The organism is Glycomyces sp. NRRL B-16210 (assembly GCF_000719515.1).
In the GTDB taxonomy this organism is placed as follows: domain Bacteria; phylum Actinomycetota; class Actinomycetes; order Mycobacteriales; family Micromonosporaceae; genus Glycomyces.
This window is the reverse complement of record NZ_JOGR01000003.1, coordinates 186,600-208,553: the sequence shown is the minus strand read 5'-3', so window position 1 is coordinate 208,553 and position 21,954 is coordinate 186,600. Positions and strand designations below refer to the sequence as shown.

Genomic DNA, 21,954 nt, shown 5'->3' with positions numbered 1-21,954 from the left:
CCCTGAGGGTGCTAGTCCGCAGGGGACTTGGCCTCCGTGGGCTTCTTCCCCTTGCGGAAGATCTTGCGGCCCAGCCACACCAGCGGGTCGTACCGGTCCCCGGCCACGCGCTCCTTCATCGGGATGATCGCGTTGTCGGTGATGCGGATGTGCTCGGGGCACACCTCGGTGCAGCACTTGGTGATGTTGCAGTAGCCCAGGCCCTGGTCGTCCTGCGCGGCCTCTCGCCGGTCGTCCCTCGCGTCGAGCGGGTGCATGTCCAGCTCCGCGGCCCGGATGAACAGGCGCGGGCCCGCGAACGGCGGCTTGTTCTCCTCGTGGTCGCGCACCACGTGGCAGGTGTTCTGGCACAGGAAGCACTCGATGCACTTGCGGAACTCCTGGCTGCGCTCCACGTCGACCTGCTTCATCCGGTACTCGCCCGGCTCGAGGCCGGCCGGGGGCGCGAACGCGGGCATCTCCCTGGCCTTCTCGTAGTTGAAGGACACGTCGGTCACCAGGTCGCGCACCACGGGGAAGGTCCGCAGCGGCGTGATCGTGACCTGCTCGCCCTCGTCGAAGAGGTTCATCCGGGTCATGCACATCAGCCGCGGCGTCCCGTTCACCTCCGCCGAGCACGAGCCGCACTTGCCGGCCTTGCAGTTCCACCGCACCGCGAGGTCGGGCGCCTGCTCGGCCTGGATGCGGTGCACCACGTCGAGGATCACCTCGCCCTCGTTGACCGCCACGTCGAACTCGGCGAAATCGCCGCCGTCCGCGTCGCCCCGCCATACCCGGAAGGTCCTCGTGCTCATCAGCTCTCCTCCACGGTCGCAGTGGGGTCGGTGGTCGTGAGGTCAGTGGTCGCGGAGCCGCCCTGGTACTCCTCGGGGGTCATGTACTTCGACAGCTCCGCGGTCTCGAAGAGCCCCAGCAGCTCCGCGGTCATGGCCGGGACGGGCTGGCGCGTCAGTCGCACGTCGTCGCCTTCGAACGAGGCCACGAGGTTCACCTTGCGCCAGTCCGGGTTCATGCCCGGGGCGTCCTCCCTGGTGTGCCCGCCGCGGGACTCGTCGCGCTCCAGCGCCGCCAGCGCGGTCGCCACCGAGCAGACGTACATGTTCCGCAGGTCCAGGGCCAGGTGCCAGCCGGGGTTGTAGGCCCGCCCGCCGGCGGCGTTGACGTTCGCGATGCGTTCTTTCAAGGCCGCGAGTTCGGTCAGCGCCTCTTCGAGTTCGCCCGCCTTGCGGATGATCCCGACGAGGCGGCCGTTGATCGCCTGGAGCGCGTTCTGGAGTTCGTACGGGTTCTCGCCGTCATTCGCGAAGGGCCGCAAGGCGTCCTCGGCCGCGGCCGCGATCTCCGCGTCAGTGAGCTTCGGCGACGCCGCCGCCGTGGCGTGCTCGGCGGCGTGCTCGCCGGCCCGCTTGCCGAAGACGAGCAGGTCCGAGAGCGAGTTCCCGCCGAGGCGGTTCGAGCCGTGCATCCCGCCCGAGACCTCGCCGGCCGCGAACAGCCCGGTGACGGCCGAGGCGGTCGTGTCGGCGTCGACCTCGATGCCGCCCATGATGTAGTGGCAGGTCGGGCCCACCTCCATCGGCTCGGCGGTGATGTCGACGTCGGCGAGCTCCTTGAACTGGTGGTACATCGACGGGAGTCCGCGCCGGATGGTCTCGGCGTCCCGCCGCGAGGCGATGTCGAGGTACACGCCGCCGTGCTCGGTGCCCCTGCCCGCCTTGACCTCCGAGTTGATGGCCCGGGCGACCTCGTCGCGCGGCAGCAGCTCCGGCGGCCTGCGGTTGCTGTCGGGGTCGGTGTACCAGCGGTCGGCCTCCTCGGGGTTGTCGGCGTACTGCGCCTTGAACACCTCGGGGATGTAGTCGAACATGAACCGCTCGCCGCTCGAGTTCTTCAGGACCCCGCCGTCGCCGCGCACCGACTCGGTGACGAGGATGCCGCGCACCGAAGGCGGCCAGACCATCCCGGTGGGGTGGAACTGGATGAACTCCATGTTGATCAGGCGCGCCCCGGCCCGCAGCGCCAGCGCGTGCCCGTCGCCGGTGTACTCCCACGAGTTCGAGGTGACCTTGAACGAGCGCCCGATGCCGCCGGTGGCGACGACGACCGCGGGGGCGGCGATCGCGATGAACCGCCCGGTGGAGCGCCGGTACCCGAAGGCGCCCTTGACCGCTCCGCCTTCGGTGAACAGCTCGGTGATCGTCGTCTCGTCGATGACCTGGAGTTTCGTCTCGCTCTCGCCGGCGGCCTGGTCGTCCTGCTCGAGCGAGACGAGCTTCTGCTGGAGGGTGCGGATGAGTTCGAGCCCGGTGCGGTCGCCGACGTGGGCGAGGCGCGGGTACTCGTGGCCGCCGAAGTTGCGCTGGCTGATCCTCCCGTCGGGGGTGCGGTCGAACAGCGCCCCGTAGGTCTCCAGCTCCCAGATCCGCTGCGGCGCTTCCCTCGCGTGGAGTTCGGCCATGCGGTAGTCGTTGAGGAACTTGCCCCCGCGCATGGTGTCGCGGAAGTGGACCTGCCAGTTGTCGTTGGAGTTCACGTTGCCCATCGCGGCGGCGGCGCCGCCCTCGGCCATGACGGTGTGCGCCTTGCCGAACAGGGACTTGGAGATGACGATGACGCTCTTGCCGGCCAGGCGCGCCTCGACGGCGGCCCGCAGGCCCGCGCCGCCGGCGCCGATGACGAGGACGTCGCAGGCCAGGTGCTCGACCTCGTTGATGTCGTTGTCGCTCATGGTGCCCGTCCTCGTTAGTTGATGAAGCGGAGGTCGTCGAACCAGCCCGCGGCGACGGCCATGACGTAGAAGTCGGTGAGCGCCAGGGACCCCAGCGTGATCCAGGCCCACATCATGTGTCGGTCGTTGAGCGCGCTGGAGAGCGTCCACAGCCGGTACCGCACGGGGTGCTTCGAGAAGTGCTTGAGCCGCCCGCCCATCACGTGCCGGCACGAGTGGCAGCCGAGCGTGTAGCACCACAGCAGGATCACGTTCGCCGTCAGCACCACGTTGCCCAGGCCGAAACCGAAGCCGTCGGGGGAGTGGAAGGCCAGGACCGCGTCCCAGGAGTTGACGAGCGAGATCGCGACCGCGAGGTAGAAGAAGTACCGGTGGAAGTTCTGGAGGATCAGCGGGAAGCGCGTCTCGCCGGTGTAGCGGGTGTGCCCGTCGGGCACGGCGCACGCGGGCGGGGAGAGCCAGAAGGACCGGTAGTAGGCCTTGCGGTAGTAGTAGCAGGTGAGGCGGAAGGCCAGGAGGAACGGCAGGCTCAGCGCCGCGTAGGGGATGAGCGGGCTGTCCGGTATGAACCGTCCGAAGTGGGCCGACTCGGGGACGCAGCCCACGGAGACGCACGGGGAGTAGAACGGCGTCAGGTAGTGGTAGTCGGCGACCCAGTAGTCGCCTTGGTAGAACACCCGGAAGGTCGCGTAGGCGACCCAGGCGGTGATGCCGAGGACCGTGAGGATCGGCCCCCGCCTCCAGTTGTCGATCCGCAGGTTCCGCGCCTTGATCGCGGCCCGCGGCGGTCGGGAGACGGCGGGTTCGTCTGTCGTGGTCATATGTGGCGCCCCTTCGCGCTGCATCGCCTTCTGGTGGGCTGAAGCTCGGTCTGCTCGCCTCGAGCCTGGGCCCGTCAGCGCAGAATAGCCCCATGAATGTGACTTAGGTCCATGGGGTGCATCACAGTTACGAGCATTCTTCCAGACGGGTCGGTAGATTGCTAAGTTTCATTCGATCGCCCCAAAGCGGCCGGAGTGGCGCCTGAGGCGCGTGTGAACGGCCTCGATCCCGCTAGGCTTGGCCGCATGAGCGCTCGCGGCATCCTGTTCGTCCACGCCCACCCCGACGACGAGACCGTCGGCACCGGCGCCACCCTCGCCCACTACGCCGCCCGCCCCGACGTCCGCCTGACCGTGGTCACCTGCACCCTCGGCGAGGAGGGCGAGATCCGCGTCCCCGCCCTCGCCGGCCTCGCCGCAGACCGGGCCGACCAGCTCGGCGGCTACCGCTACTGGGAGTACCGCCAGGCCACCGCCGCGCTCGGCGTCGCCGACACCCACTTCCTCGGCGGCGTCGGCCGCTGGCGCGACTCCGGCATGATGGGCACCCCCGCCAACGACCACCCCCGCGCCTTCTGGGGCGCCGGCCCCGACGAGGCCGCGCCCGACCTCGTCGCCGTCGTGCGCGACCGCCGGCCCGAAGTGCTCGTCACCTACGACCCCGAGGGCTTCTACGGCCACCCCGACCACATCCAGGCCCACCGCGTCGCCATGCGCGCCGCCGAGCTCGCCGCCGACCCCCGATGGCGCCCCGACCTCGGCGAGGCGCACGAGATCCGAAAGATCTACTGGACCACCATGCCCCGGAGCCTCATCGAAGCCCAGTTCGAGGCCTTCACCGACGCCCCCGACAACCCCTTCGCGGGCGCCGCCTCCGTCGACGACCTGCCCTTCGGCGTCCCCGACGAGGACATCGACGCCCGCGTGAGCGCCGACGCCGACGCCGCCGCCCGCAAACGGGCGGCCCTCGCCGCCTACGCGACCCAGATCGCCCCCGGCGACTGGCTCGACATGCTCGGCGACAAACTCGGCGAGGACGCCCTCGCCGAGCACTACCGGCTCGTCAAGGGCGAACGCGGACCCGGCGACGGCCCCCACGGCTGGGAGACCGACCTCCTCGCCTGACGGTCCGCAGCCCGACGGTTCGCACCCGGCGCCGCGGGGTACTACGGTTCCCGCCATGGACCAATTCTGGACGCTGCTGGGACCGCTCGCGCTGGCGCTCGGCCTCGGCCTGCTCGTGGGCGCCGAACGCGAGTGGCAGGGCAAGCCCGCCGGGATGCGCACCCACGCGCTCATCGCGGTCGGCGCCTGCCTCTTCGTGCTCGCCGGACGCTACGGCTTCGACGCCGTGCCCGGCACCCCCGGGGTCGACCCGGCCCGCATCGCCGCCCAGGTGGTCACCGGCGTCGGCTTCCTCGGCGCGGGCGTCATCTTCTTCCACCGCAACCTCGTCTACGGCATGACCACCGCCGCCTCGATCTGGTCGACCACCGCGATCGCGATCGCCTGCGCGGCCGGACTGCCGTGGGCCGCCGTCGCAGTCGCCGTCATGCACCTGGTCGTCGTCGCCGGGCTCGCCCCGGTCGAGCGGGCCATCTCCCGCCGCGTCAAGCACACCGGACGCCTCCACGTCCGCTACACCACCTCGGCCGCGCTCACCGAAGTCCTGTCGGCGTGCACCGCGAAGGGCTTCAGCGTGACCGAGATCGACGGCGAGGACGGCGACGGGGACGGCACCGAACGCTCCACCGACCTGGTCCTCACCGGCCGCGGCTCGGTCAGGGACCTGACCGAGCGGCTCAGCGCCGAAGAGGGCATCGTGAGCGTCACCTTCAGAGAAGACCCCGGCGCCTGAACACCGAGAGCACCCCTGAGGACACCCGAACACCAGTGGAGAAGGACCCGGTTCGCGCACCGGTGAAGTGACAAGGGCGAGCGCCCCAGGCAGGATTCGAACCTGCGACCATCGGATTAGAAGTCCGGTGCTCTATCCAGCTGAGCTACTGAGGCACGGCGACGTCGCACAGGGCACCGCGCCAGCGCAAGAATACCCGGCCTCCGGCCCGATCGCGGAACGGGGAGCCGAACGCGGACACAGATACGGGGCGTCGCAAGAACACCCCAAACGATTCTCCACGACGCCCCGGAATTGCTGACCCACATCAATGAGTAGTCCTTGAGCGCGTGAGTGTCAAGCGGCACACCGAGTGTTGACGCCGATTCGTTACATTGCCCTAAGTGGTCGCCTATGCCCGCTATGCGCCCGCGCCGCCCCCGGCGCCTCCCCACGCTCCGGAGCGCCTCCGCTCACCCGCTGATCGCGTCCCGGCCGCTCTGGCGCGGACGTGCCACACTTGCACCAGAGCCAACCGTGAGGAGCGGGCATGAGCGACGAGCATCCGACTGCGGACGACGGCACCGAACCTGCCGACACCACCCCGGCCGAAGACGCGGCCGTCGAGCCCCGCGCCGGCGAGCGCGAGGCCACCTTCCTGCGCGGCATATCCACCCGCGCCTGGGAGCACCCCGCCGACCGCGGCGCCCTCGTGGCGCTGCGCGAACTGCGCGGCTTCGACGTCGTCATGCGCAAGCTCTCCGGCATCCTCTCCGAGCGCGCCATCCGCCTGAGCTTCCTCGGCTCGGCCATCCGCGTCGACCGCCACCAGTACAAGCGCGTCCACGACGCCTACCTCTCCGTCGGCGCCGTCCTCGACGCCAGCGACCTGCCCGAGCTCTACATCACCCGCAACCCCGACCTCGGCGGCATGTGCGTCGGCATCGACAAGCCGATCATCGTCATCAACTCCGGCTCGCTCGAACTGCTCGACGAGGCCGAACTGCGCTTCCTGCTCGCCCACGAGCTCGGCCACGCCCTCTCCGGGCACGGCCTCTACCGGACCATGCTCATGGTCCTGCTGCGCCTGACCACCTCGGTCGCGTGGATTCCCGTCGGCGTCATCGGCCTGCGCGTCATCACCGCCGCGCTCTACGAATGGAGCCGCAAGTCCGAGCTCTCGGCCGACCGAGCCGGGGCGCTGGCCGTCCAGGACCCGGCCGCGGCCGTGCGCGTCATGGCGAAGCTCGCCGGCGGCGGGGACCTCACCGACGTCGACACCGCCGCCTTCCTGGAGCAGGCCAAGGAGTTCGAGTCCGGCGGGGACCTGCGCGACAGCCTCCTCAAGCTCATGCTCCTCGAACAGCGCAGCCACGACTTCGCCGTCGCCCGCGCCGCGGCCCTGAAGACCTGGATCGACGAGGGCGAGTACCGCGACTACCTCGCCGGGAACTACCCGCGCCGCGAGGACGACGCCGACGCCTCGATCTCCGCCGAGGCCAAGGCCGCCGCGAAGTCCTACAAGGACCTGTTCGAGGCCTCCGGCGACCCGCTCGCCAAGCTCGTGCGCAAGTTCCGCGACGGACTCTAGACGCGCGGAACGGGCCCGGTCGCCGACCGGGCCCGTTCCTCTAGCTTCTAGCGCTTGAGCTTCTCCAGCAGCAGCGCCTCGGCCACGCAGACCCGCTCGAACATCGCGATGTCCAGCGACTCGTTGGGCCCGTGCGGGTTCGAGTACTGGTCCTCCACACCGGTCACGAGGATCGCGGCCTCGGGGAACAGCTCCTGGAACGTCGCGATCATCGGGATCGAGCCGCCGACGCCGATCTCCACCGGCTCGGTGCCGTCCCAGGCCTCGGCGAAGGCCGCGCGGGCCGCGTCGAAGGACGGCCCGGTCGCGTCGATCGCGCAAGGGTCCCCAAGGCCCCCTTCGGGAGTCACCGTCACCGCCGCGCCCCACGGGGCGTTGGCCTCCAGGTGCGCCCGCACCGACTTGAGCGCGTTCTCGGCCGAGTCGCCCGCGGCGAGCCGGAACGAGACCTTCGCGCGCGCCTTGGGCTGCAACGCGTTCGCCGCCTCGGATGCTCCTGGCGCGTCGATGCCCAGCACGGTCGCGGTCGGCTTCGACCACAGCCGCTCGGTCAGGCGCCCGGTGCCGATGAACTCGGTCCCCGGGAGCAGCCCGGCCTCGTGGCGCAGCGCCGCCTCGTCGTAGTCGAGCTCGGCGCTGCGGGCCGTGACCAGGCCCGGCACGGCCACGTCCCCGGCGTCGTCGTGCAGGGTCGCGACGAGCCGCGCCAGAGCGGTGAGCGCGTCGGGCACCGGCCCGCCGAACATCCCCGAGTGCACCGCGCCCTTGAGCAGCGCGACCTCCACGAACACGTTGATCACTCCGCGCAGCGTGGTCGTCAACGCGGGGACCTCGGTCCGCCAGTTCTGCGAGTCGGCGATGACGACCACGTCGGCCGCCAGCAGCTCGCGGTGCTCGCGCAGCAGCCCCTCCAGGGTCGGGGAGCCGAACTCCTCCTCGCCCTCGATGAGGAGCTTCACGCCGACCGGCGGGCGGCCCCCGTAGGCGCGCAGGGCGGCGACGTGCGCCATGACCCCGGCCTTGTCGTCGGCGACGCCGCGGCCGTAGAGCCGCCCGTCCCTCTCGACCACCGTGAACGGGTCCTCCTGGTCCCACAGGGCCAGGTCCCCGACCGGCTGGACGTCCTGGTGGGCGTACAGCAGCACCGTCGGCTGCCCCTCGGGGGCGGGGAAGTGCGCGTACACGCTCGGCTGCCCACCGCCGTGCGTCAACTGCCGCACCTCGGCGGCCCCGGCCTCGGTCAGGAGGCGCTGGACGGCGTCGGCGCCCTGGCGGACCGGCTCGTGGTCGAACCCGTCGAAGGCGATCGCCGGGATCTTGACGAGGGCCTCCAGGTCGGCGCGCACGGCGGGCATGGCGGCGCGCACCGCATTCACAACTTCGCTCATGGGGCGCAATCCTATGCCCGCCGAGGAGGTGTTCGAAGGCGAGACGGCGGCCGAGTCCACGTGCCCGCCCGCCGTGCGCATACGCGGCTCGCGAGCCTCGCCGAGGCCGCCGAAGGCCTCCCCGATACCGGCGCCGCATCAAGACGCCTACAACGCAGTGAGCGGGCGCATGGGCCGGACGGCGACCGTCCGGGCTTCCTCGAACACCGCCTAGACTCGGCGTCGTGATGCAGCGATTCGGGTTCGTCCTCACGCCGCGCTGGGTCGGGCTGACCCTGGCCGGAGCGGCCGTGATGGTCGTCTGCGTGCTGCTGGCGGACTGGCAGTGGGGCCGCGCGCTCGAACGCGCCGCCGCCAACGAGGTCATCGCCGAGGGCCGCGAGTCCGTGCCGCTCGACCGGACCCTGCCCGCGGGCGCCGCCCTGGACGACGCCGACCGCTGGACCCTCGTCGAGGCCGTCGGCGTCTACGACGCCGACGGCGAGATCGTGCTGCGGGCCCAGACCAACAACGGGACCAACGGCTTCGAGATCGTCACCCCCCTCGTCCTCGCCGACGGCACCGCGATCCTCGTCGACCGCGGCTTCATCGCCTCCGAGGGCACCGGCTCGGTCCCCGACTACCCGGCCCCGCCCTCCGGCGAAGTCACCGTGACCGGCCGGCTCTACGAGTCCGAACCCGAAGGCGGCTCGGTCAGCGAGGCCGACGGCCGCCTGGAGTCTCGCCGCCTGAGCGTCGAGATGCTCGAAGACCACCTCGACTACGACCTGCGCGCCGCCTGGATCGCCGACCTCGAACCCGCCGAGGGCCTCACCGCCTTGGAGACCCCCTCGTTCAAGGACTGGCAGAACTACTCCTACGCCGGCCAGTGGCTCCTGTTCGCCGCGCTCGTCCCGATCGGCTGGGTCGTGCTGGTGCGCCGCGAGCGCCGGGAACTCGACGAAGCCGCCGGCGACGACGAAGCGGCCCCGCCGGCCGAGGCCGGCGAGGCCGCCGAGGACGAGGCGTCCGCTACGTCTTCTTCCCCTCGAACTGGATCTGCCGCGACGGCGGATTGAACTTCTCCTCGGGAACGCCGTCGAGCGCCTTCTGGAAGATCTTCCCGACCGTGTCCTTCGAGACCGCCGAGTTCGCCGTGCCCACCGAGTTGAAGATGTAGTCCGGGTCGGCCATGAAGGCGCCGATCGTCAACTGCGGCGTGTACCCCAGGAACCACGAGGCCCGGTTGTTGTCGGTGGTGCCGGACTTGCCCGCGACGGGCCGCCCCGCCAGCGTCCCGACCGTCGGCGAGGTGCCCCACTCCCCGCACTGGGCGCCGCTGCGCTGCGTCCCGGTCACGCACCGGCCCGCGTCCGTGGCCGCCCGCGCCACGTCCTTGTCCAGCTCCTGATGGCACCGCGGCGAGGCGACGTCGAGCTCCTGCCCGTTCGGGTCGATGATCCGCAGCGCCGGTATTGGCTCGCAGTACTCGCCTTCGGCCGCAAGGGTGTTGAACACGTTCGTCATCTCGATCGGCTGCACGTCCGAGACGCCGAGCGTGAACGGCCCCCAGCCGGCGCGCCGCTCCTCCGAGGCGTAGTACGCGTCGCCCTCGCTGCGCCACTGGAGGCCCATGCGCTCGGCCATCTCGACGGCCTTGTCGGCCCCGACGCGGTCGATGAGCTGCGCGAAGTACGTGTTCACCGACATGCCGAACCCCGACCACATGTTGCGGTTGCCCGCCATCGAGGCCGAGCCGTTCTTCGGGCACCACCGGCCCCCGCACGCGGTCGTCGCCGAGATGAAGCTCGTGGCGACCCGGTCGGGGGAGTTGATGCTGTAGTTGAGCGGGTAGCCCGCGTCCAGCGCGGCGAGCATCGTGAACACCTTGAACGTCGAACCGGCCTGGTACCCGCCGGTGTCGCCGCCGCCGAGCACCGGGTTGACCGTGTTCGGGTAGTTGCCCTTGCGGTCGAACGACGGGTTCGAGTGCGGCCCGTTCTTGCTCTGGTCGTACGAGAACGTCCGGTTCAGCCCCAGCGCCTTGATGCGCCCGGTCCCCGGCTCCATGACGACCGCGCCGTGCGCGAACTTCGAGGTCTCGCCCTTGGCCTTGTTGACCGTCTCGTTCGCGATGTCCTGGAGCTCGGGGTCGAGCGTGGTGATCACGGTGTACCCGCCCTGGCGCAGCTCCCGCTCGCGGTCGGCCGGCGTCTCCCCGAACGCGTCCTGCTCGCGCCACCAGCGCCGGAAGAAGTCGCAGAAGAACCCGTACTCCGAGGTGGTGCCCTCGACGCCGATGCACGAGTTCGGCGGGTCGGACACGTCGAGCGCGATCGGCAGGCCCCGCACCTCGGACACGTCCCCGCGCGAGAGGTAGTCGATCTCGACCATCCGGTCGAGCACCCAGTTGCGGCGGTCGAGCGCGGCGGTCCCGTCGGCGCTGATCGGGTCGTACGCCGAGGGCGCCTGGACGAGCCCGGCGAGCGTGGCCGACTCCTGGAGGTTCAGCTCGGACGGGTGCTTGGAGAAGTACACCTGCGCGGCCGCGAAGATCCCGTACGCGTTGTGCCCGAAGTACGCCTGGTTGAGGTAGCGCTCGAGGATCTCGTCCTTCGTGAGCTGCTCCTCGACGGCCATCGCCAGGCGCGCCTCGGTCATCTTGCGCGTCGCGGTCTGCTCGGTCGCGGCGATGACCTCGTCGATGGAGTCGGCGTTGAGCTGGAGGGCCCCGCGCACGTACTGCATCGTGATCGTCGAGGCGCCCTGCTCGACGCCGCCGGAGGAGTTGTTGGCGACGAAGGCGCGCACGATGCCCCGGTAGTCGACGCCGTTGTGGTCGTAGAACCGGGCGTCCTCGGCCGCGACCATCGCCTGGCGCATGACCGGGGCGACCTCGTCCAAGGTGACGTGGCGGCGGAACTCGTCGTAGAACAGGCTGATGAGCGTCTCGCCGTCGGCGGCGTAGACGTAGGAGGTCAGCGGCGGGTCGGTCTCGGTGACCTCCACCGAGAGCGTGTCGATCACGTTGAAACCGGCCTTAGCGCTCAGACCGGCCATGGCCGCCAGCGGGAACACCAATGCCGCTATCGCCAGTCCCGCCAGCAGACTGGTGCGCAGGAGGGCGTACACCCCTTCGGCGGGCGGGCCGGTGTCGTCGCTCCCGTGGGCGGACAGTCCGTGCACACGGTGCTGGCGGGGTCGATCGCGCATATATCCAGCCTAGGACACACGCAGGACCGCAAGGTCAAAAAACCCATGAGGTCCGGTATCGCTTTCATCAAGGAACAGAACGCAATGGAATCTCGCATCACTGCCGTCCCATTCGCATCGCGCCCACCTGCGGCGTCACCGCGACGCGCCGCACAGTCCGCGTAACATGCTCGCAATCCACCGGTTAGATGAACGCGACGATTCCCGCCTACTCTTGACCGCGTACCCCTGGGAGTGCTGAGGAGGCACAAGTGTCGGTCTACGAGGTCGGTCTGCGTTTGCGCGGCAAGACGGTGCTCGTCGTCGGCGGCGGCTCGATCGCCGGACGCCGGGTCCCCCGCCTGCTCGCCGCGGGCGCCCGCGTCCGCCTCGTCGCCCCCGAGGCCACCACCACGCTCTCGGACCTCGCCGCCGCCGGCGAGCTCCACTGGGACCGCCGCGGCTGGCGCCCCGGCGACGGCGACGAGGCCTGGTTCGTCCTCGCCGCCACCGACGACCCGGCCGTCAACGCCGCCGTCGCCGCCGAGGCCGAGGCCCGCCGCACCTGGTGCGTCCGCTCCGACGACGCCGAGGCCTCCGACGCCTGGACCCTCGCCCGCACCGAGTTCGACGGCATCGGCGTCGCCGTCTCGGCCTCCGGCGACCCGCGCCGGGCCGCCGCCGTGCGCGACGCCGTCGCCGCCGCGCTGCGCGCCGGCGACCTCGACGCCCCCCGCACCCGCACCGCCCCGACCGGCGGCGCGGTCGCCCTCGTGGGCGCCGGCCCCGGCGACGCCGACCTCATCACCCTCCGCGGCCTCGAACTGCTCCGCCGGGCCGAAGTGGTCGTCTCCGACCGCCTCGCCCCGCAGGAACTGCTCGACCTGCTCGCCGACGACGTCGAGATCGTCGACGCCGCGAAGCTCCCGTACGGGCGCCACACCACGCAGGAGCAGATCAACGCCGTCATGGTCGAGCGCGCCCTCGAAGGGAAGTTCGTGGTGCGCCTCAAAGGCGGCGACGGCTTCGTCTTCGGCCGCGGCGCCGAGGAGCTCGACGCCTGCGTCGAGGCCGGCGTGCCCGTCGAGGTCGTCCCGGGCCTGTCCTCCTCGATCGCCGGACCGGCCGCCGCGGGCATCCCCGTGACCGAGCGCGGCATCGTCCACGACTTCACCGTCGCCACCGGGCACGTCCCGCCCGGGCCGCGCAGCAAGGTCGACTGGGCCTCGCTCGGCGCCGGCAACGGCACCGTCGTGCTGCTCATGGCCGTCAAGAACCGCGGGCCCATCGCCGAGGCCCTCATCGACGGCGGCAGGGACCCGCGCACCCCCGTGCGCATCGTCGAGAACGCGACCACCAAGAACCAGACCGTGCGCGAATGCGTCCTCGCCGACCTGGGCGCCACCGAGGCGCACCACCCGGCCGTGATCGTCATCGGAGCGGTGGCGGCGAGGGGCCGGAACCTGTGAGTTCTCACAGCTGAGGCACCGTTTCGGGCGGCCCCGGAGTTTCACTTCGGCGCCGCCGCGGATTTACCCGATCCACTCTTTACAAGGACGATCACAGGTCGTAATATTCGTCCATCAACAGCGCGGCGGTCGCCGTGTCTGCCACCGTGGTCCCTTTCTGAACCACAGGTGTACTTCCATTGAAGCGGGTGCTCCCGCTGATCCTTATTGTCCTCTTTGGAGTGTGCATGCGCATTCGTGAGTTCTCCGCCGAGCTCGCTTCGCGGCTCAAGGTCGCCTATGCGGTCCGCAACGTCGACCTGACGCTGCCCGGGCTGACCTTGACCCGCGAATGCGCGCCCAGGCCCGGCCACATCCTGGTCGCAAGGGTCGACGCGATCGGTCACCACAACTGGATCGAGACCACCACCGGACGCAAGGCCGCCATCTACCCCGGCGACGAGATCCTCCTGGCCTTCGGCGAGCGGTACGCCCCCGACCAGTACGAATCGCGCGTCCCCGCCCTCCTCGGCTCCTCGGTCGACCTCGTCGCCGCCGGAGGCGTCGCCGGCGAGGTCCTCTCCCGCCACGGCGACATGCGCCCCCCGACCCGCCTCGAACCGATCGGCATCCTCGCCGACCGCGAAGGCGTGCCGGTCGATTTGCGCCGCTTCAACGTCCTGGCCCCCTTCGGGCTCGGCGACCACCCGCCGGTCGTCTGCGTCGTGGGCACCTCCATGAACGCCGGGAAGTCCACCACCGCCGCCTCGGTGATCCGGGGCCTCACCCGCGCGGGCCACCGCGTCGCCGGCATCAAGATCACCGGCACCGGCGCCGGCGGCGACCCGTGGATGTTCCGCGACTCCGGGGCCGTCCTCGCCGCCGACTTCACCGACGGCGGCTACCCGACCACCGCGGGCGTCCCCGTCCCCGAACTGGCCGAACTCGCCCAGGTCCTCTACCACCACGCCGCGGCGCACGAGGTCGACGCCGTGGTCATGGAGATCGCCGACGGCATCCTCCAGGCCGAGACCTCCGCGCTCCTGGAGTACCCGACGGTGCGCGAACTGGTCGACGGCGTGGTCCTGGCCGCCGCCGACGCCGCAGGCGCCCGCTACGGCGCCCAGCACCTGCGCGGCCTCGGCCTGCCGGTCATCGCCGCCTCGGGGCGCCTCACCCAGTCCCAACTGGCGATCCGCGAGGCCGTCGCCGGACTCGACGTCCCCGTCCACACCCCCGGCGAACTCGCCGAGGCCCATGTGGCCCAGGGCATCCTGGCGCTCGCCGGGGTCTCGCGGACCCGCCGCGCGGGCGTCCTCGAACTCGGCGAGGCCGCTTAGCGACGCCAAGTAATAAGGTGCGGCGGCGCCCGAGCGCGCCGCCGCGAACCCCTCCCGCGGCCCTCGTCCGGTTCCTGCGGCAGCGACCACTTTGGCCGACCCGCGTCCGATACCTTCTTGTGACAATGGGAGGCTGGTCCGCGTTGCATGCGTGAATTAGGCTCGGGTTCGTGTGCTGACCCCACAGGCACCGGTCAGGGCCCGAGTGGCGCTCGCGCTTCTGGACAAGCTGATCCCGCAGAGGAACTCCCCCCTTATGACCACTAGCAATGTCGACGCCCGACGACTGAACGTCAAGGGCCTGCTCATCGCGGTCGGACTCCCGGTAGTGCTCGTGGGCGCCCTCGTCGCCACCCTCCTCGGCACCGGCGCGTTCAGCCGTGAGAACCAGGGCGAGGACGCGAGCCTGTGGCTGTGGACGACCCAGGTCGGCGAGATAGCGCGGGTCAACGGCCTCACCGCCGCCACCGACGTCCGCTTCGAGCTCACCGACGCCGCGGGCAACGCCGTCCAGATCGAGCAGACCGACACGCACCTGCTGCTGCGCGAGATCGTCACCGGGAAGGTCTCCGCGATCGACCTGTCGACCCTCGAACTCACCGGTTCGGCCGAGACCGCCCCCGGCGAAGGCGTCCGGATCGCGCTCTCGGACAAGGGCGCGTTCATCATCGACCAGACCCAGGGCCTGGTCAACCAGGTGCACCCGAGCACCCTGACCGCCATCGGCGACCCGCTCCAGTTCCCCGCCGGGCTCACCGGCGGCGCGTTCGACTCGGGCGGCTCGCTGTGGATCGGCGTCCCCCGCGAGGGCACCATCGTCCAGATCGAACCCCAGGACACCGGCGCCCAGACCCTCGCCACCGAAGTGGTCGCCGAGCCCCGCCAGCAGATCGCCCTCACCGTCCTCGGCGACGGCGTGGCCGTGCTCAACTCGACGGCCAAGAAGATGACGACGATCCGCTCCGACGGTCGCCGCTCGGTCGCCGACATCGAACTGGCCGGCCCGGCCGAGACTGCCGACACCAGCCCCGGCACCATCGCCTCGGTCACCGTGACCGACCCGCCCTCGGTCGTCACGGTCGACGACGAGCGCTCCAAGAGCTTCACGATCGGCGCGGGCGCCTCGAACCTGCTCGGCGCCTCGGTCGAGTTCCACCAGCGCATCTACGTGCCCGACGGCGCCTCGGGCCTCGTGTGGGTCTACGACCTCGACGGCAACGAGCTCGACCGGATCGCGATCGAGTCCGGCAACGGCCCGATCGAGCTCTACCACACCGGCGACACGCTGTTCGCCAACGCGCTCAACACGAACCAGGCCCTGGTCGTCTCCTCGGACGGCAACGCGCGCATCGCCGAGAAGGACCGCAACGACATCCTCGGCGGCGACGTGCCCCCCGAGGAGGACGAGAGCGGCGACGACGAGGGCGAGGACTCCGGCGACGGCGAGACCGCCCCGCAGGTCGGCCCGCCCGGCACCGTCTCGAACCTCGCCGGCACCGTCGGCGACGGCCTCATCAACCTCTCCTGGGACGCCGCGCCGAACAACGGCTCGGCGCTCACCAAGTACACCGTCGAGGGCGCGGGCAAGTCCTGGGAGATCTCGCCGAGCCAGCGGGTCCTGGAGATCACCGACCTCGACAACGGCACCCCGTACACCTTCACGGTGACCGCGCACAACGCCGAGGGCGCCGGCGACACCGCCACCTCGCCCTCGATCACCCCGTCCGCCGAGGTCCCCGACCCGGTCGGCGCCGTCACGGCCACCGCGAACAACGACGGCACGGTCACCGTGGCGTGGGACGAGGCCGACGGCCAGGGCAACGAGGTCACCGGCTACCAGGTCGAGGCGATCGCCTCGGGCGCGCAGGTCGTGGTCGGCCAGTCCGGCACGACCAGCCTCACCGTCCCCGAAGGGACCCTTGACTACGGCCAGCAGTACGCGTTCCAGGTGACGACCCTCGCGGGCGCGGCCGCTTCGGCGCCTTCGGAACTGTCGAACACGGTCGTCCCGTTCAACGTCCCGAACGCGCCGGGCGACCTCATCGCCAACACCGCCTCCGACGAGGCCGGGGCGATCGACGTGACCTGGTCCCAGCCCTCCCACAACGGCAGCGCGATCGAGAAGTACATCGTGCGCGGCGGCGGCCAGACCGTCGAGGCGACCACGACGGCGGCGCGCCTGACCGGGTTCAGCAACGGCCAGGCGGTGCCGATCTCGGTCACGGCCGTCAACGCGGCCGGCGAGTCCGCGCCCGCCGAGACCACCTCGGACACCATGCGCGCGCCCAGCATCCAGATCTCCAGCCACACCGCGACCGCCGACCGGATCGACCTGACCTTGGCGCTCGACGACGGCGGCGGCTCCGCGAAGTGCACGCTGCTGAGCGACGGCATCGTCCAGGAGACCGTCGACTGCCCCGGCGTCTACGCCGTGACCGGGCTGTACGCCTCGACGGCGTACTCGTTCCAGGTGCGGATCTCCAACCCGGCCGGCGAGATCACCTCGCCGGCCTACGCCGCCTCGACCACCCGCGTGGCCGGGAAGGTGTACTTCGGCTGCGACGTCAACATCAACAACACCTACTGCGACTCGGTGGACGGGGTCAGCATCTACTCCTCGGCGACGCAGTCGGGCAACAGCATCGCCACCACCAACACCGGGGATTCCTACAAGGCCTTCTGCTGGACCACCGGCGACAGGACCATTCCTCCGCGGGGGACCGAGGGCGGCGTGGAAGTCGACTACCACCCGGGCAAGGACGCTTCGAACAAGTGGATCAAGATCGACCGTGCCGCCAACGCCTACATCCCCTTCATCTGGATGAACATCGACGGTGTCGGCAAGAACTCGACCGGGGATCTTCCGAAGTGCTAGCAGGAGAGACGAATGCACGACACCGAGCAGACGCACCCGTTGCACGTGCCTAGGCGGTTGCAGCAGCCGGTCCAGCTCGGCGCCCCGCAGGCCGAGCAGTTCGCCGCGACGTTCGAGCGCCTCGCCTCCGCGGTCGACACCGTCGTGCTCGGCAAGCCCGAAGTGGTGCGCCTGGCCCTGACCGCCATGTTCGCCGAGGGCCACATCCTGCTCGAGGACGTGCCCGGCACCGGCAAGACCACGATGGCCCGGTCCATCGCCGCGGCCGTCTCGGGCCAGTGGCGGCGCATCCAGTTCACGCCGGACCTGCTGCCCTCCGACGTCTCGGGCGTCACGATCTTCAACCAGTCCAGCGGGGCCTTCGAGTTCCACCCCGGGCCGGTGTTCGCGAACATCGTCATCGCCGACGAGATCAACCGCGCCAGCCCCAAGACCCAGTCGGCGCTCCTCGAGGTCATGGAGGAGGGCCGCGTGACCGTCGACGGCCACCCCCACCAGGTGCCCGCGCCGTTCCTCGTCGTTGCGACCCAGAACCCCGTCGAGATGGACGGCACCTACCGCCTCCCCGAGGCGCAGCTCGACCGCTTCCTCGTCAAGCTCTCCGTCGGCTACCCGGTCGAGGCCGCCGAGGTCGAGGTCCTGCGCGGCACCCACCAGCGCTCGCCCGAGCAGCTGCCGCCGGTGGTCGACACCGAGACCGTCGCGCAGATGGCGGAGATGGCCAAGCACGTCTACATCGCCGACCCGCTCTACACCTACCTCGTGCAGCTCGCGAACGCCACGCGCAACCACCCGCAGGTCGCCGTCGGCGTCAGCCCCCGCGGGCTCATCGCCCTGACCCGCGCCGCGAGCGTCTTCGCGCTCTCCCAGGGCCGCACCTACATCATCCCCGAGGACGTGAAGGCCCTCGCCGGACCGGTGTTCGCCCACCGCATCCAGCTCGCGCCGGACGCCGCCATGCGCGGGGCCGGCGCCGCCGCCGTGGTCGCCGACGCCTTCGAGCAGGTCCCCGTCCCGCTGCCCGCCTCGGCGGCATGAGCGCGCCCGGAGCGAGCGCCGGGCGACCGGAACCCGAGCCGCCCGCACCGCCCTCGACGGCGGCGCGCCTGGCCGACCTCGCGCTCGCCGTGCCGGTCACCTCCCGCGGCGTCGGCCTCGCCTTCGCCGCCGTCGCGCTCCTCATCGCCGGATGGACCTGGGGCTACCCCGAACTCGCCGCCGTCGGCGCCGCGGCGGCCCTCGCCTGCGTCGCCGCCGCCTCCGTGATCGCCGCGCGCCCCCGCCTCGAAGTCGAACGCGGCCTCAGCCCCGACCGCGTCTCGGTCGGCGACAGCGCCACCGTGGCCCTCACCATCCGCAACACCGGACGCTGGCGCTCGGTCAACGCCCGCACCGTCGACGCCTACGGCGCCCCCGGCAAGGACCCCCGCCGCGTCGCCGTCCCGCTGGCGCGCCTGCGCCCGGGCAAGAGCGCCGGGGCCTCGTACCCGATCCGGGCCGAGCGGCGCGGCGTCGTGGACGCCGGGCCCCTCAGCATCGGCAAGCGCGACCTCCTCGGCCTGGCCGCGACCGCCGGGAACTTCGGGCCGACCGCGCGGCTGTGGATCCACCCGCGCCTGCACCTGCTCGGTCGCACCCCCGACGGCCTCGCCCGCTCCCTCGAAGGCACCGCCGACAAGGTCGAGCAGGGCTCGCTCACCTTCCACGCCCTGCGCGAGTACGTCATCGGCGACGAACTGCGCCACGTCCACTGGCGCACCTCGGCGCGCATCGGCAAGCTCATGGTCAAAGAGCACCTCGACACCTCGCTGCCCACGGTCGCGATCGCCGTCGACGACCGCCCCGAGAGCTGGCCGCGGCCCGAGCCCTTCGAGGCGGCCTGCGAAGCCGCGTACTCGGTCCTCACCGCGTGCTTCCGTGCCGAGTACCACGCCGCGCTCGTGCCCGCCTCGGGCGCGACGGTCTCGGGCGCCGGACGCGACAGCTACGGGGACCTCCTCGCCGAACTCGCCCCCGACGCCACCGACACGCTCGCCTCCTACGTCGCGCGCCTCTCGGCCGCCAAGTACGGCGACACGCTCGTGTGGATCACCGGGACCGAGCCGCCCACCGACCGCCTCGCCGTGCTCAAACGCGCCTACCCGACCGTGATCGCCGTTCACCTCGCCGAAGGGCTCGCGACCTCGGCGACGCTCGCCGGCGGGGTGCCGACCATCCGCGCGGCCGACGGCGAGCAGTTCGCCGCGGCCTGGAACAACGGCGGCACCCGGCTGTGAACCGCATGAGACGCACCCGCTACCGCCTCAGGGTCGCCGCCGTCGCCGCGGCCCTGACCCTCATGTGCGCCCTCGCGGGCTCGGTGGCCGGCCGGGTCTACCACGGGCAGCTCCTCACGCTCCTGGTCGCCGGCGCGGCCCTCGCCGCGTTCGCGATCGGTTTCCTCCTGCGCAACCGGTCGGCCTTCCTGGCCCCGAGCGCCTCGGCCACGGGCCTGGCCGCCTACCTCCTCGGTGCGATCGCCCTCACGAGCGACGGGGCCGAACCGCTCGGCGCCACGATCGCGGACGCGCTCGTCAACGCCGTCCCGCGCACGCTCACCGCGCTCATCCCCGTCGAACCCGCCCCCGACACCGTGATCGTCCCGGTCTTCCTCACCTGGCTCGCCGCGACCCTCGCCTGCGAGTTCGCGATCCGCTACGGCCGCACCCTCCTCGGCTGCCTGCCGCCGGTGCTCCTGTACGGCGCCGGGCTCTACCTCGTCGGCCCCAACGCCGCGGCCGGGCCGCTGTGGGCCATCGTCTTCTGCGTGCTCGCCGCCGCCGCGCTCGCGGTCACCGCCGCGCCGCCCGAGCGCCGCCCCGACCGCGACGCCGCCGTCGACGGCGAGGCCCCCTCACGCGCCCCCGCGCTCATGGGCGCGGTCGTGACCACCGTCGTCCTCCTCGCCGCCGTGGCCGTCCTCGGCCCGGCCGTCGCCCGGCTCGTCACCGCAAGCCCCGGCGACCCCCGCGAGTACGTCGAGCCCCCGCAGCTCACCGACATCGACCTCAACCCGCTGGTGCGCATCGCCGAATGGGCCAAGTACCCCGACCAGGAGCTGTTCCGGGCCGACACCAGCGCCGACGCCTGGCTGCGCCTGGCCGTCCTCACCGAGTACGACGGGACCACCTGGCAGGCCGCGGGGGACTTCCGCACCGCCGGCACCGTCATCCCCGGCAGCGGCGAGGCCACCTACTCCGCCGAGGTCGAGATCATCGAACTCGGCGGCAAGCTCGTGCCCGCCGCCGCCGACCCCGCCGCCGTCACCGACCTGCCGATCGCGGTGAACCTCTACACCCGGTGCCTGCTCACCCCCGACGGCCTCGCCACCGGCTCGACCTACCACGTCGACTCCGCGCTCGTGACCGCCGACCGGGACGCCGCCGCGAACGCCGGCCCCGACCTCTCCGACGCCACCGTCGTCGCCCTCCCGCCGGGCACCCCCGAGATCATGGCGACCATCGCCGACCACGTCCGCAGCCAGTACGGCACGCCCTACGAACGCGCCCAAGGGCTCGCGGACTTCCTCGCCGCGCACTACGCCTTCGACCCCGAGGCCCCCTCCGGGCACGACCTGCCCGCCCTCGGGTTCTTCCTCGGCACCCCCGTCGACCTCGGCGGGCAGCGGGGCACCAGCGAGCACTTCGCCGCCTCGTACGCGATCATCGCCCGCCTCATGGGCCTGCCGAGCCGCGTCGCCGTCGGCTTCGACGTGCCCTCGGGGTCGAGCACGGTCACCGCCGCCCAGGGCATGGCCTGGCCGGAGGTCGCCTTCGACGGGGTCGGCTGGGTCCGCTTCGACCCGCTCCCGGCCGCAGGCTCGGTCCCCACCCCGCCCGAGGACGCCCTCGAGGCGATGGAGGAGGAGACGCCGAGCGCCGACGAGGAGTCGGGCGGCGGCGGCGAGGCCGAGGACTACAACGACGACTCGCTGGAGCAGAACGGCGACTTCGACGCCGAACCGGCCGAAGAGGACTCGGGACTGCCGGTCTGGATCTGGTACGCCGCGGCGGCGCTCGCGCTCGCGTGCGTGCCGCTGGCGCTCAAGGCCCGCCGGGCGCTGCGGCGCCGCCGCAGGCTCGCCCGCGGGAGCCCCGCCGAGCGCGTGGCGGGCGCCTGGGCCGAGGTGCTCGCGGCATCGGCCCGCGCGGGCGTGAAGGTCCCCGCCCACGCGAACGCCGAGGAGGCGGCGGCGCGCCTCGCGGCCCTCGAATCGGACATCGGGCCGCTGCCGCGGCTGGTGAACGCCGCGGCCTTCGCCCCGGGCGCGGTCTCGGAAGCGGACGCGGAACTCGCCGCGACGATCGCCGTGGGCCACTCGCGCGCCATTCGACACCATGTGAGCCGGTGGAAGCGGTACCTCAACTGAATTGCACCAATTGTTAGTTGACAATTCCGCACAAATACACCATGCGGCAGGGCGAACCCGTGTAGTGGCCCTGGTCTGGCAGACTGTGACGTATGGAGAACCCCTTCTTCTCTGTCCGTTTTCGCGGATACGACCGAAGCCAAGTCGACCGTGCGGTGGCCCGTATCCGCAAAGCCACCGACTCCGGCTCGCCCCCGCATCCCGACTCCCTGACGAACCTCGGTTTCCAGCTCACCTTGCGCGGCTACGACACCGGGGAGGTGGACGAGTACTTCACCGAGGTCGCGAGATCCCTGCGCGGCGGCTAGTCTGGGGGCGTGACCGCGCAGGACCCGTACCACCCTCAT

Annotated in this window: 15 protein-coding genes, 1 tRNA gene and 1 pseudogene; 11 read left to right on the top strand and 6 right to left on the bottom strand. The window is 71.5% G+C overall.

The features are described 5' to 3' along the window. Positions 1-38 precede the first annotated feature (38 nt). From IF12_RS0105300 to IF12_RS0105290, 3 genes and pseudogenes are all read right to left on the bottom strand, one after another. A pseudogene (locus IF12_RS0105300) lies at positions 39-794 on the bottom strand (succinate dehydrogenase/fumarate reductase iron-sulfur subunit); the annotation flags it as partial. Continuing rightward, the gene (locus IF12_RS0105295) at positions 794-2,728 is read right to left on the bottom strand and encodes a fumarate reductase/succinate dehydrogenase flavoprotein subunit (RefSeq protein WP_081913222.1); all 1,935 of its coding nucleotides are present in this window, start codon (positions 2,726-2,728) and stop codon (positions 794-796) included. The gene IF12_RS0105295 and the pseudogene IF12_RS0105300, both read right to left, overlap by 1 nt. Positions 2,729-2,742: 14 nt before the next feature. Then, the gene (locus IF12_RS0105290) at positions 2,743-3,549 is read right to left on the bottom strand and encodes a hypothetical protein (RefSeq protein WP_030155378.1); all 807 of its coding nucleotides are present in this window, start codon (positions 3,547-3,549) and stop codon (positions 2,743-2,745) included. 246 nt (positions 3,550-3,795) lie between these two features. On the opposite strand from IF12_RS0105290, the gene mshB reads away from it, so the two are divergent. Continuing rightward, on the top strand, positions 3,796-4,674 hold the full coding sequence (gene mshB / locus IF12_RS0105285) for an N-acetyl-1-D-myo-inositol-2-amino-2-deoxy-alpha-D-glucopyranoside deacetylase (RefSeq protein ID WP_030155375.1): 879 nt from the start codon (positions 3,796-3,798) through the stop codon (positions 4,672-4,674). Between the two features lie 55 nt (positions 4,675-4,729). Then, the gene (locus IF12_RS0105280; protein WP_030155373.1) at positions 4,730-5,407 is read left to right on the top strand and encodes an MgtC/SapB family protein; all 678 of its coding nucleotides are present in this window, start codon (positions 4,730-4,732) and stop codon (positions 5,405-5,407) included. An 81-nt stretch (positions 5,408-5,488) separates the two neighbouring features. Here IF12_RS0105280 and IF12_RS0105275 read toward each other — a convergent pair. After that, a tRNA-Arg gene (locus IF12_RS0105275) sits at positions 5,489-5,562 on the bottom strand. 374 nt (positions 5,563-5,936) lie between these two features. Here IF12_RS0105275 and IF12_RS0105270 point away from each other — a divergent pair. After that, positions 5,937-6,977, top strand: coding sequence for a M48 family metallopeptidase (locus IF12_RS0105270; protein WP_081913220.1), 1,041 nt, complete (start codon positions 5,937-5,939; stop codon positions 6,975-6,977). A gap of 47 nt (positions 6,978-7,024) precedes the next feature. Here the strand turns inward: IF12_RS0105270 and IF12_RS0105265 are convergent, their stop codons facing one another. Beyond that, entirely contained in the window at positions 7,025-8,365 is a 1,341-nt protein-coding gene (locus IF12_RS0105265; protein ID WP_030155369.1) for a dipeptidase, read from the bottom strand. A 227-nt stretch (positions 8,366-8,592) separates the two neighbouring features. On the opposite strand from IF12_RS0105265, the gene IF12_RS0105260 reads away from it, so the two are divergent. Continuing rightward, complete coding sequence (locus tag IF12_RS0105260; protein ID WP_051703993.1) at positions 8,593-9,423, top strand: SURF1 family protein; 831 nt, start codon at positions 8,593-8,595, stop codon at positions 9,421-9,423. Here IF12_RS0105260 and IF12_RS0105255 read toward each other — a convergent pair. Next, positions 9,377-11,557 carry a transglycosylase domain-containing protein gene (locus IF12_RS0105255; protein WP_081913218.1) on the bottom strand — a complete coding sequence of 727 codons (2,181 nt, stop codon included), beginning with the start codon at positions 11,555-11,557 and terminating at the stop codon, positions 9,377-9,379. The genes IF12_RS0105260 and IF12_RS0105255 overlap by 47 nt on opposite strands. 251 nt (positions 11,558-11,808) lie before the next feature. Between IF12_RS0105255 and cobA the strand changes: the two genes are divergently transcribed. The 7 genes from cobA (at position 11,809) to IF12_RS24725 (ending at position 21,915) form a co-directional block, all read left to right on the top strand. Further along, on the top strand, positions 11,809-13,005 hold the full coding sequence (gene cobA, locus IF12_RS0105250; protein ID WP_030155362.1) for a uroporphyrinogen-III C-methyltransferase: 1,197 nt from the start codon (positions 11,809-11,811) through the stop codon (positions 13,003-13,005). Positions 13,006-13,232: 227 nt separating this feature from the next. Next, a complete protein-coding gene (locus IF12_RS0105245; protein ID WP_051703992.1) occupies positions 13,233-14,324 on the top strand; it encodes a DUF1611 domain-containing protein in 1,092 nt (363 codons plus the stop codon). Between the two features lie 256 nt (positions 14,325-14,580). Next, entirely contained in the window at positions 14,581-17,199 is a 2,619-nt protein-coding gene (locus IF12_RS0105240; RefSeq protein WP_030155358.1) for a fibronectin type III domain-containing protein, read from the top strand. A 12-nt stretch (positions 17,200-17,211) separates the two neighbouring features. Continuing rightward, a complete protein-coding gene (locus tag IF12_RS0105235; RefSeq protein WP_081913216.1) occupies positions 17,212-18,237 on the top strand; it encodes a MoxR family ATPase in 1,026 nt (341 codons plus the stop codon). After that, positions 18,234-19,475 (top strand): DUF58 domain-containing protein, encoded by a 1,242-nt coding sequence (locus IF12_RS0105230; protein ID WP_051703991.1) that lies wholly within the window; start codon positions 18,234-18,236, stop codon positions 19,473-19,475. The genes IF12_RS0105235 and IF12_RS0105230 overlap by 4 nt, the downstream gene beginning before the upstream one ends. 5 nt (positions 19,476-19,480) lie before the next feature. After that, positions 19,481-21,607, top strand: a complete 2,127-nt coding sequence (locus IF12_RS0105225) for a transglutaminase-like domain-containing protein (protein WP_030155352.1) — start codon at positions 19,481-19,483, stop codon at positions 21,605-21,607. Positions 21,608-21,699: 92 nt separating this feature from the next. Then, the gene (locus IF12_RS24725) at positions 21,700-21,915 is read left to right on the top strand and encodes a DivIVA domain-containing protein (protein ID WP_081913213.1); all 216 of its coding nucleotides are present in this window, start codon (positions 21,700-21,702) and stop codon (positions 21,913-21,915) included. The last annotated feature ends 39 nt before the right edge of the window (positions 21,916-21,954 follow it).

What these genes read in the sequence shown, in the direction of transcription:
- IF12_RS0105280 (WP_030155373.1), top strand. Translation starts at nt 4,730, where the DNA reads ATGGACCAATTCTGGACGCTGCTGGGACCGCTCGCGCTGGCGCTCGGC.
- IF12_RS0105270 (WP_081913220.1), top strand. Translation starts at nt 5,937, where the DNA reads ATGAGCGACGAGCATCCGACTGCGGACGACGGCACCGAACCTGCCGAC.
- IF12_RS0105240 (WP_030155358.1), top strand. Translation starts at nt 14,581, where the DNA reads ATGACCACTAGCAATGTCGACGCCCGACGACTGAACGTCAAGGGCCTG.
- IF12_RS0105225 (WP_030155352.1), top strand. Translation starts at nt 19,481, where the DNA reads ATGAGACGCACCCGCTACCGCCTCAGGGTCGCCGCCGTCGCCGCGGCC.
- IF12_RS0105230 (WP_051703991.1), top strand. Translation starts at nt 18,234, where the DNA reads ATGAGCGCGCCCGGAGCGAGCGCCGGGCGACCGGAACCCGAGCCGCCC.
- mshB (WP_030155375.1), top strand. Translation starts at nt 3,796, where the DNA reads ATGAGCGCTCGCGGCATCCTGTTCGTCCACGCCCACCCCGACGACGAG.
- IF12_RS0105265 (WP_030155369.1), bottom strand. Translation starts at nt 8,365, where the DNA reads ATGAGCGAAGTTGTGAATGCGGTGCGCGCCGCCATGCCCGCCGTGCGC.
- IF12_RS0105235 (WP_081913216.1), top strand. Translation starts at nt 17,212, where the DNA reads ATGCACGACACCGAGCAGACGCACCCGTTGCACGTGCCTAGGCGGTTG.
- IF12_RS0105295 (WP_081913222.1), bottom strand. Translation starts at nt 2,728, where the DNA reads ATGAGCGACAACGACATCAACGAGGTCGAGCACCTGGCCTGCGACGTC.
- IF12_RS0105255 (WP_081913218.1), bottom strand. Translation starts at nt 11,557, where the DNA reads ATGCGCGATCGACCCCGCCAGCACCGTGTGCACGGACTGTCCGCCCAC.
- IF12_RS0105290 (WP_030155378.1), bottom strand. Translation starts at nt 3,549, where the DNA reads ATGACCACGACAGACGAACCCGCCGTCTCCCGACCGCCGCGGGCCGCG.
- IF12_RS0105260 (WP_051703993.1), top strand. Translation starts at nt 8,593, where the DNA reads ATGCAGCGATTCGGGTTCGTCCTCACGCCGCGCTGGGTCGGGCTGACC.
- IF12_RS24725 (WP_081913213.1), top strand. Translation starts at nt 21,700, where the DNA reads ATGGAGAACCCCTTCTTCTCTGTCCGTTTTCGCGGATACGACCGAAGC.
- IF12_RS0105245 (WP_051703992.1), top strand. Translation starts at nt 13,233, where the DNA reads ATGCGCATTCGTGAGTTCTCCGCCGAGCTCGCTTCGCGGCTCAAGGTC.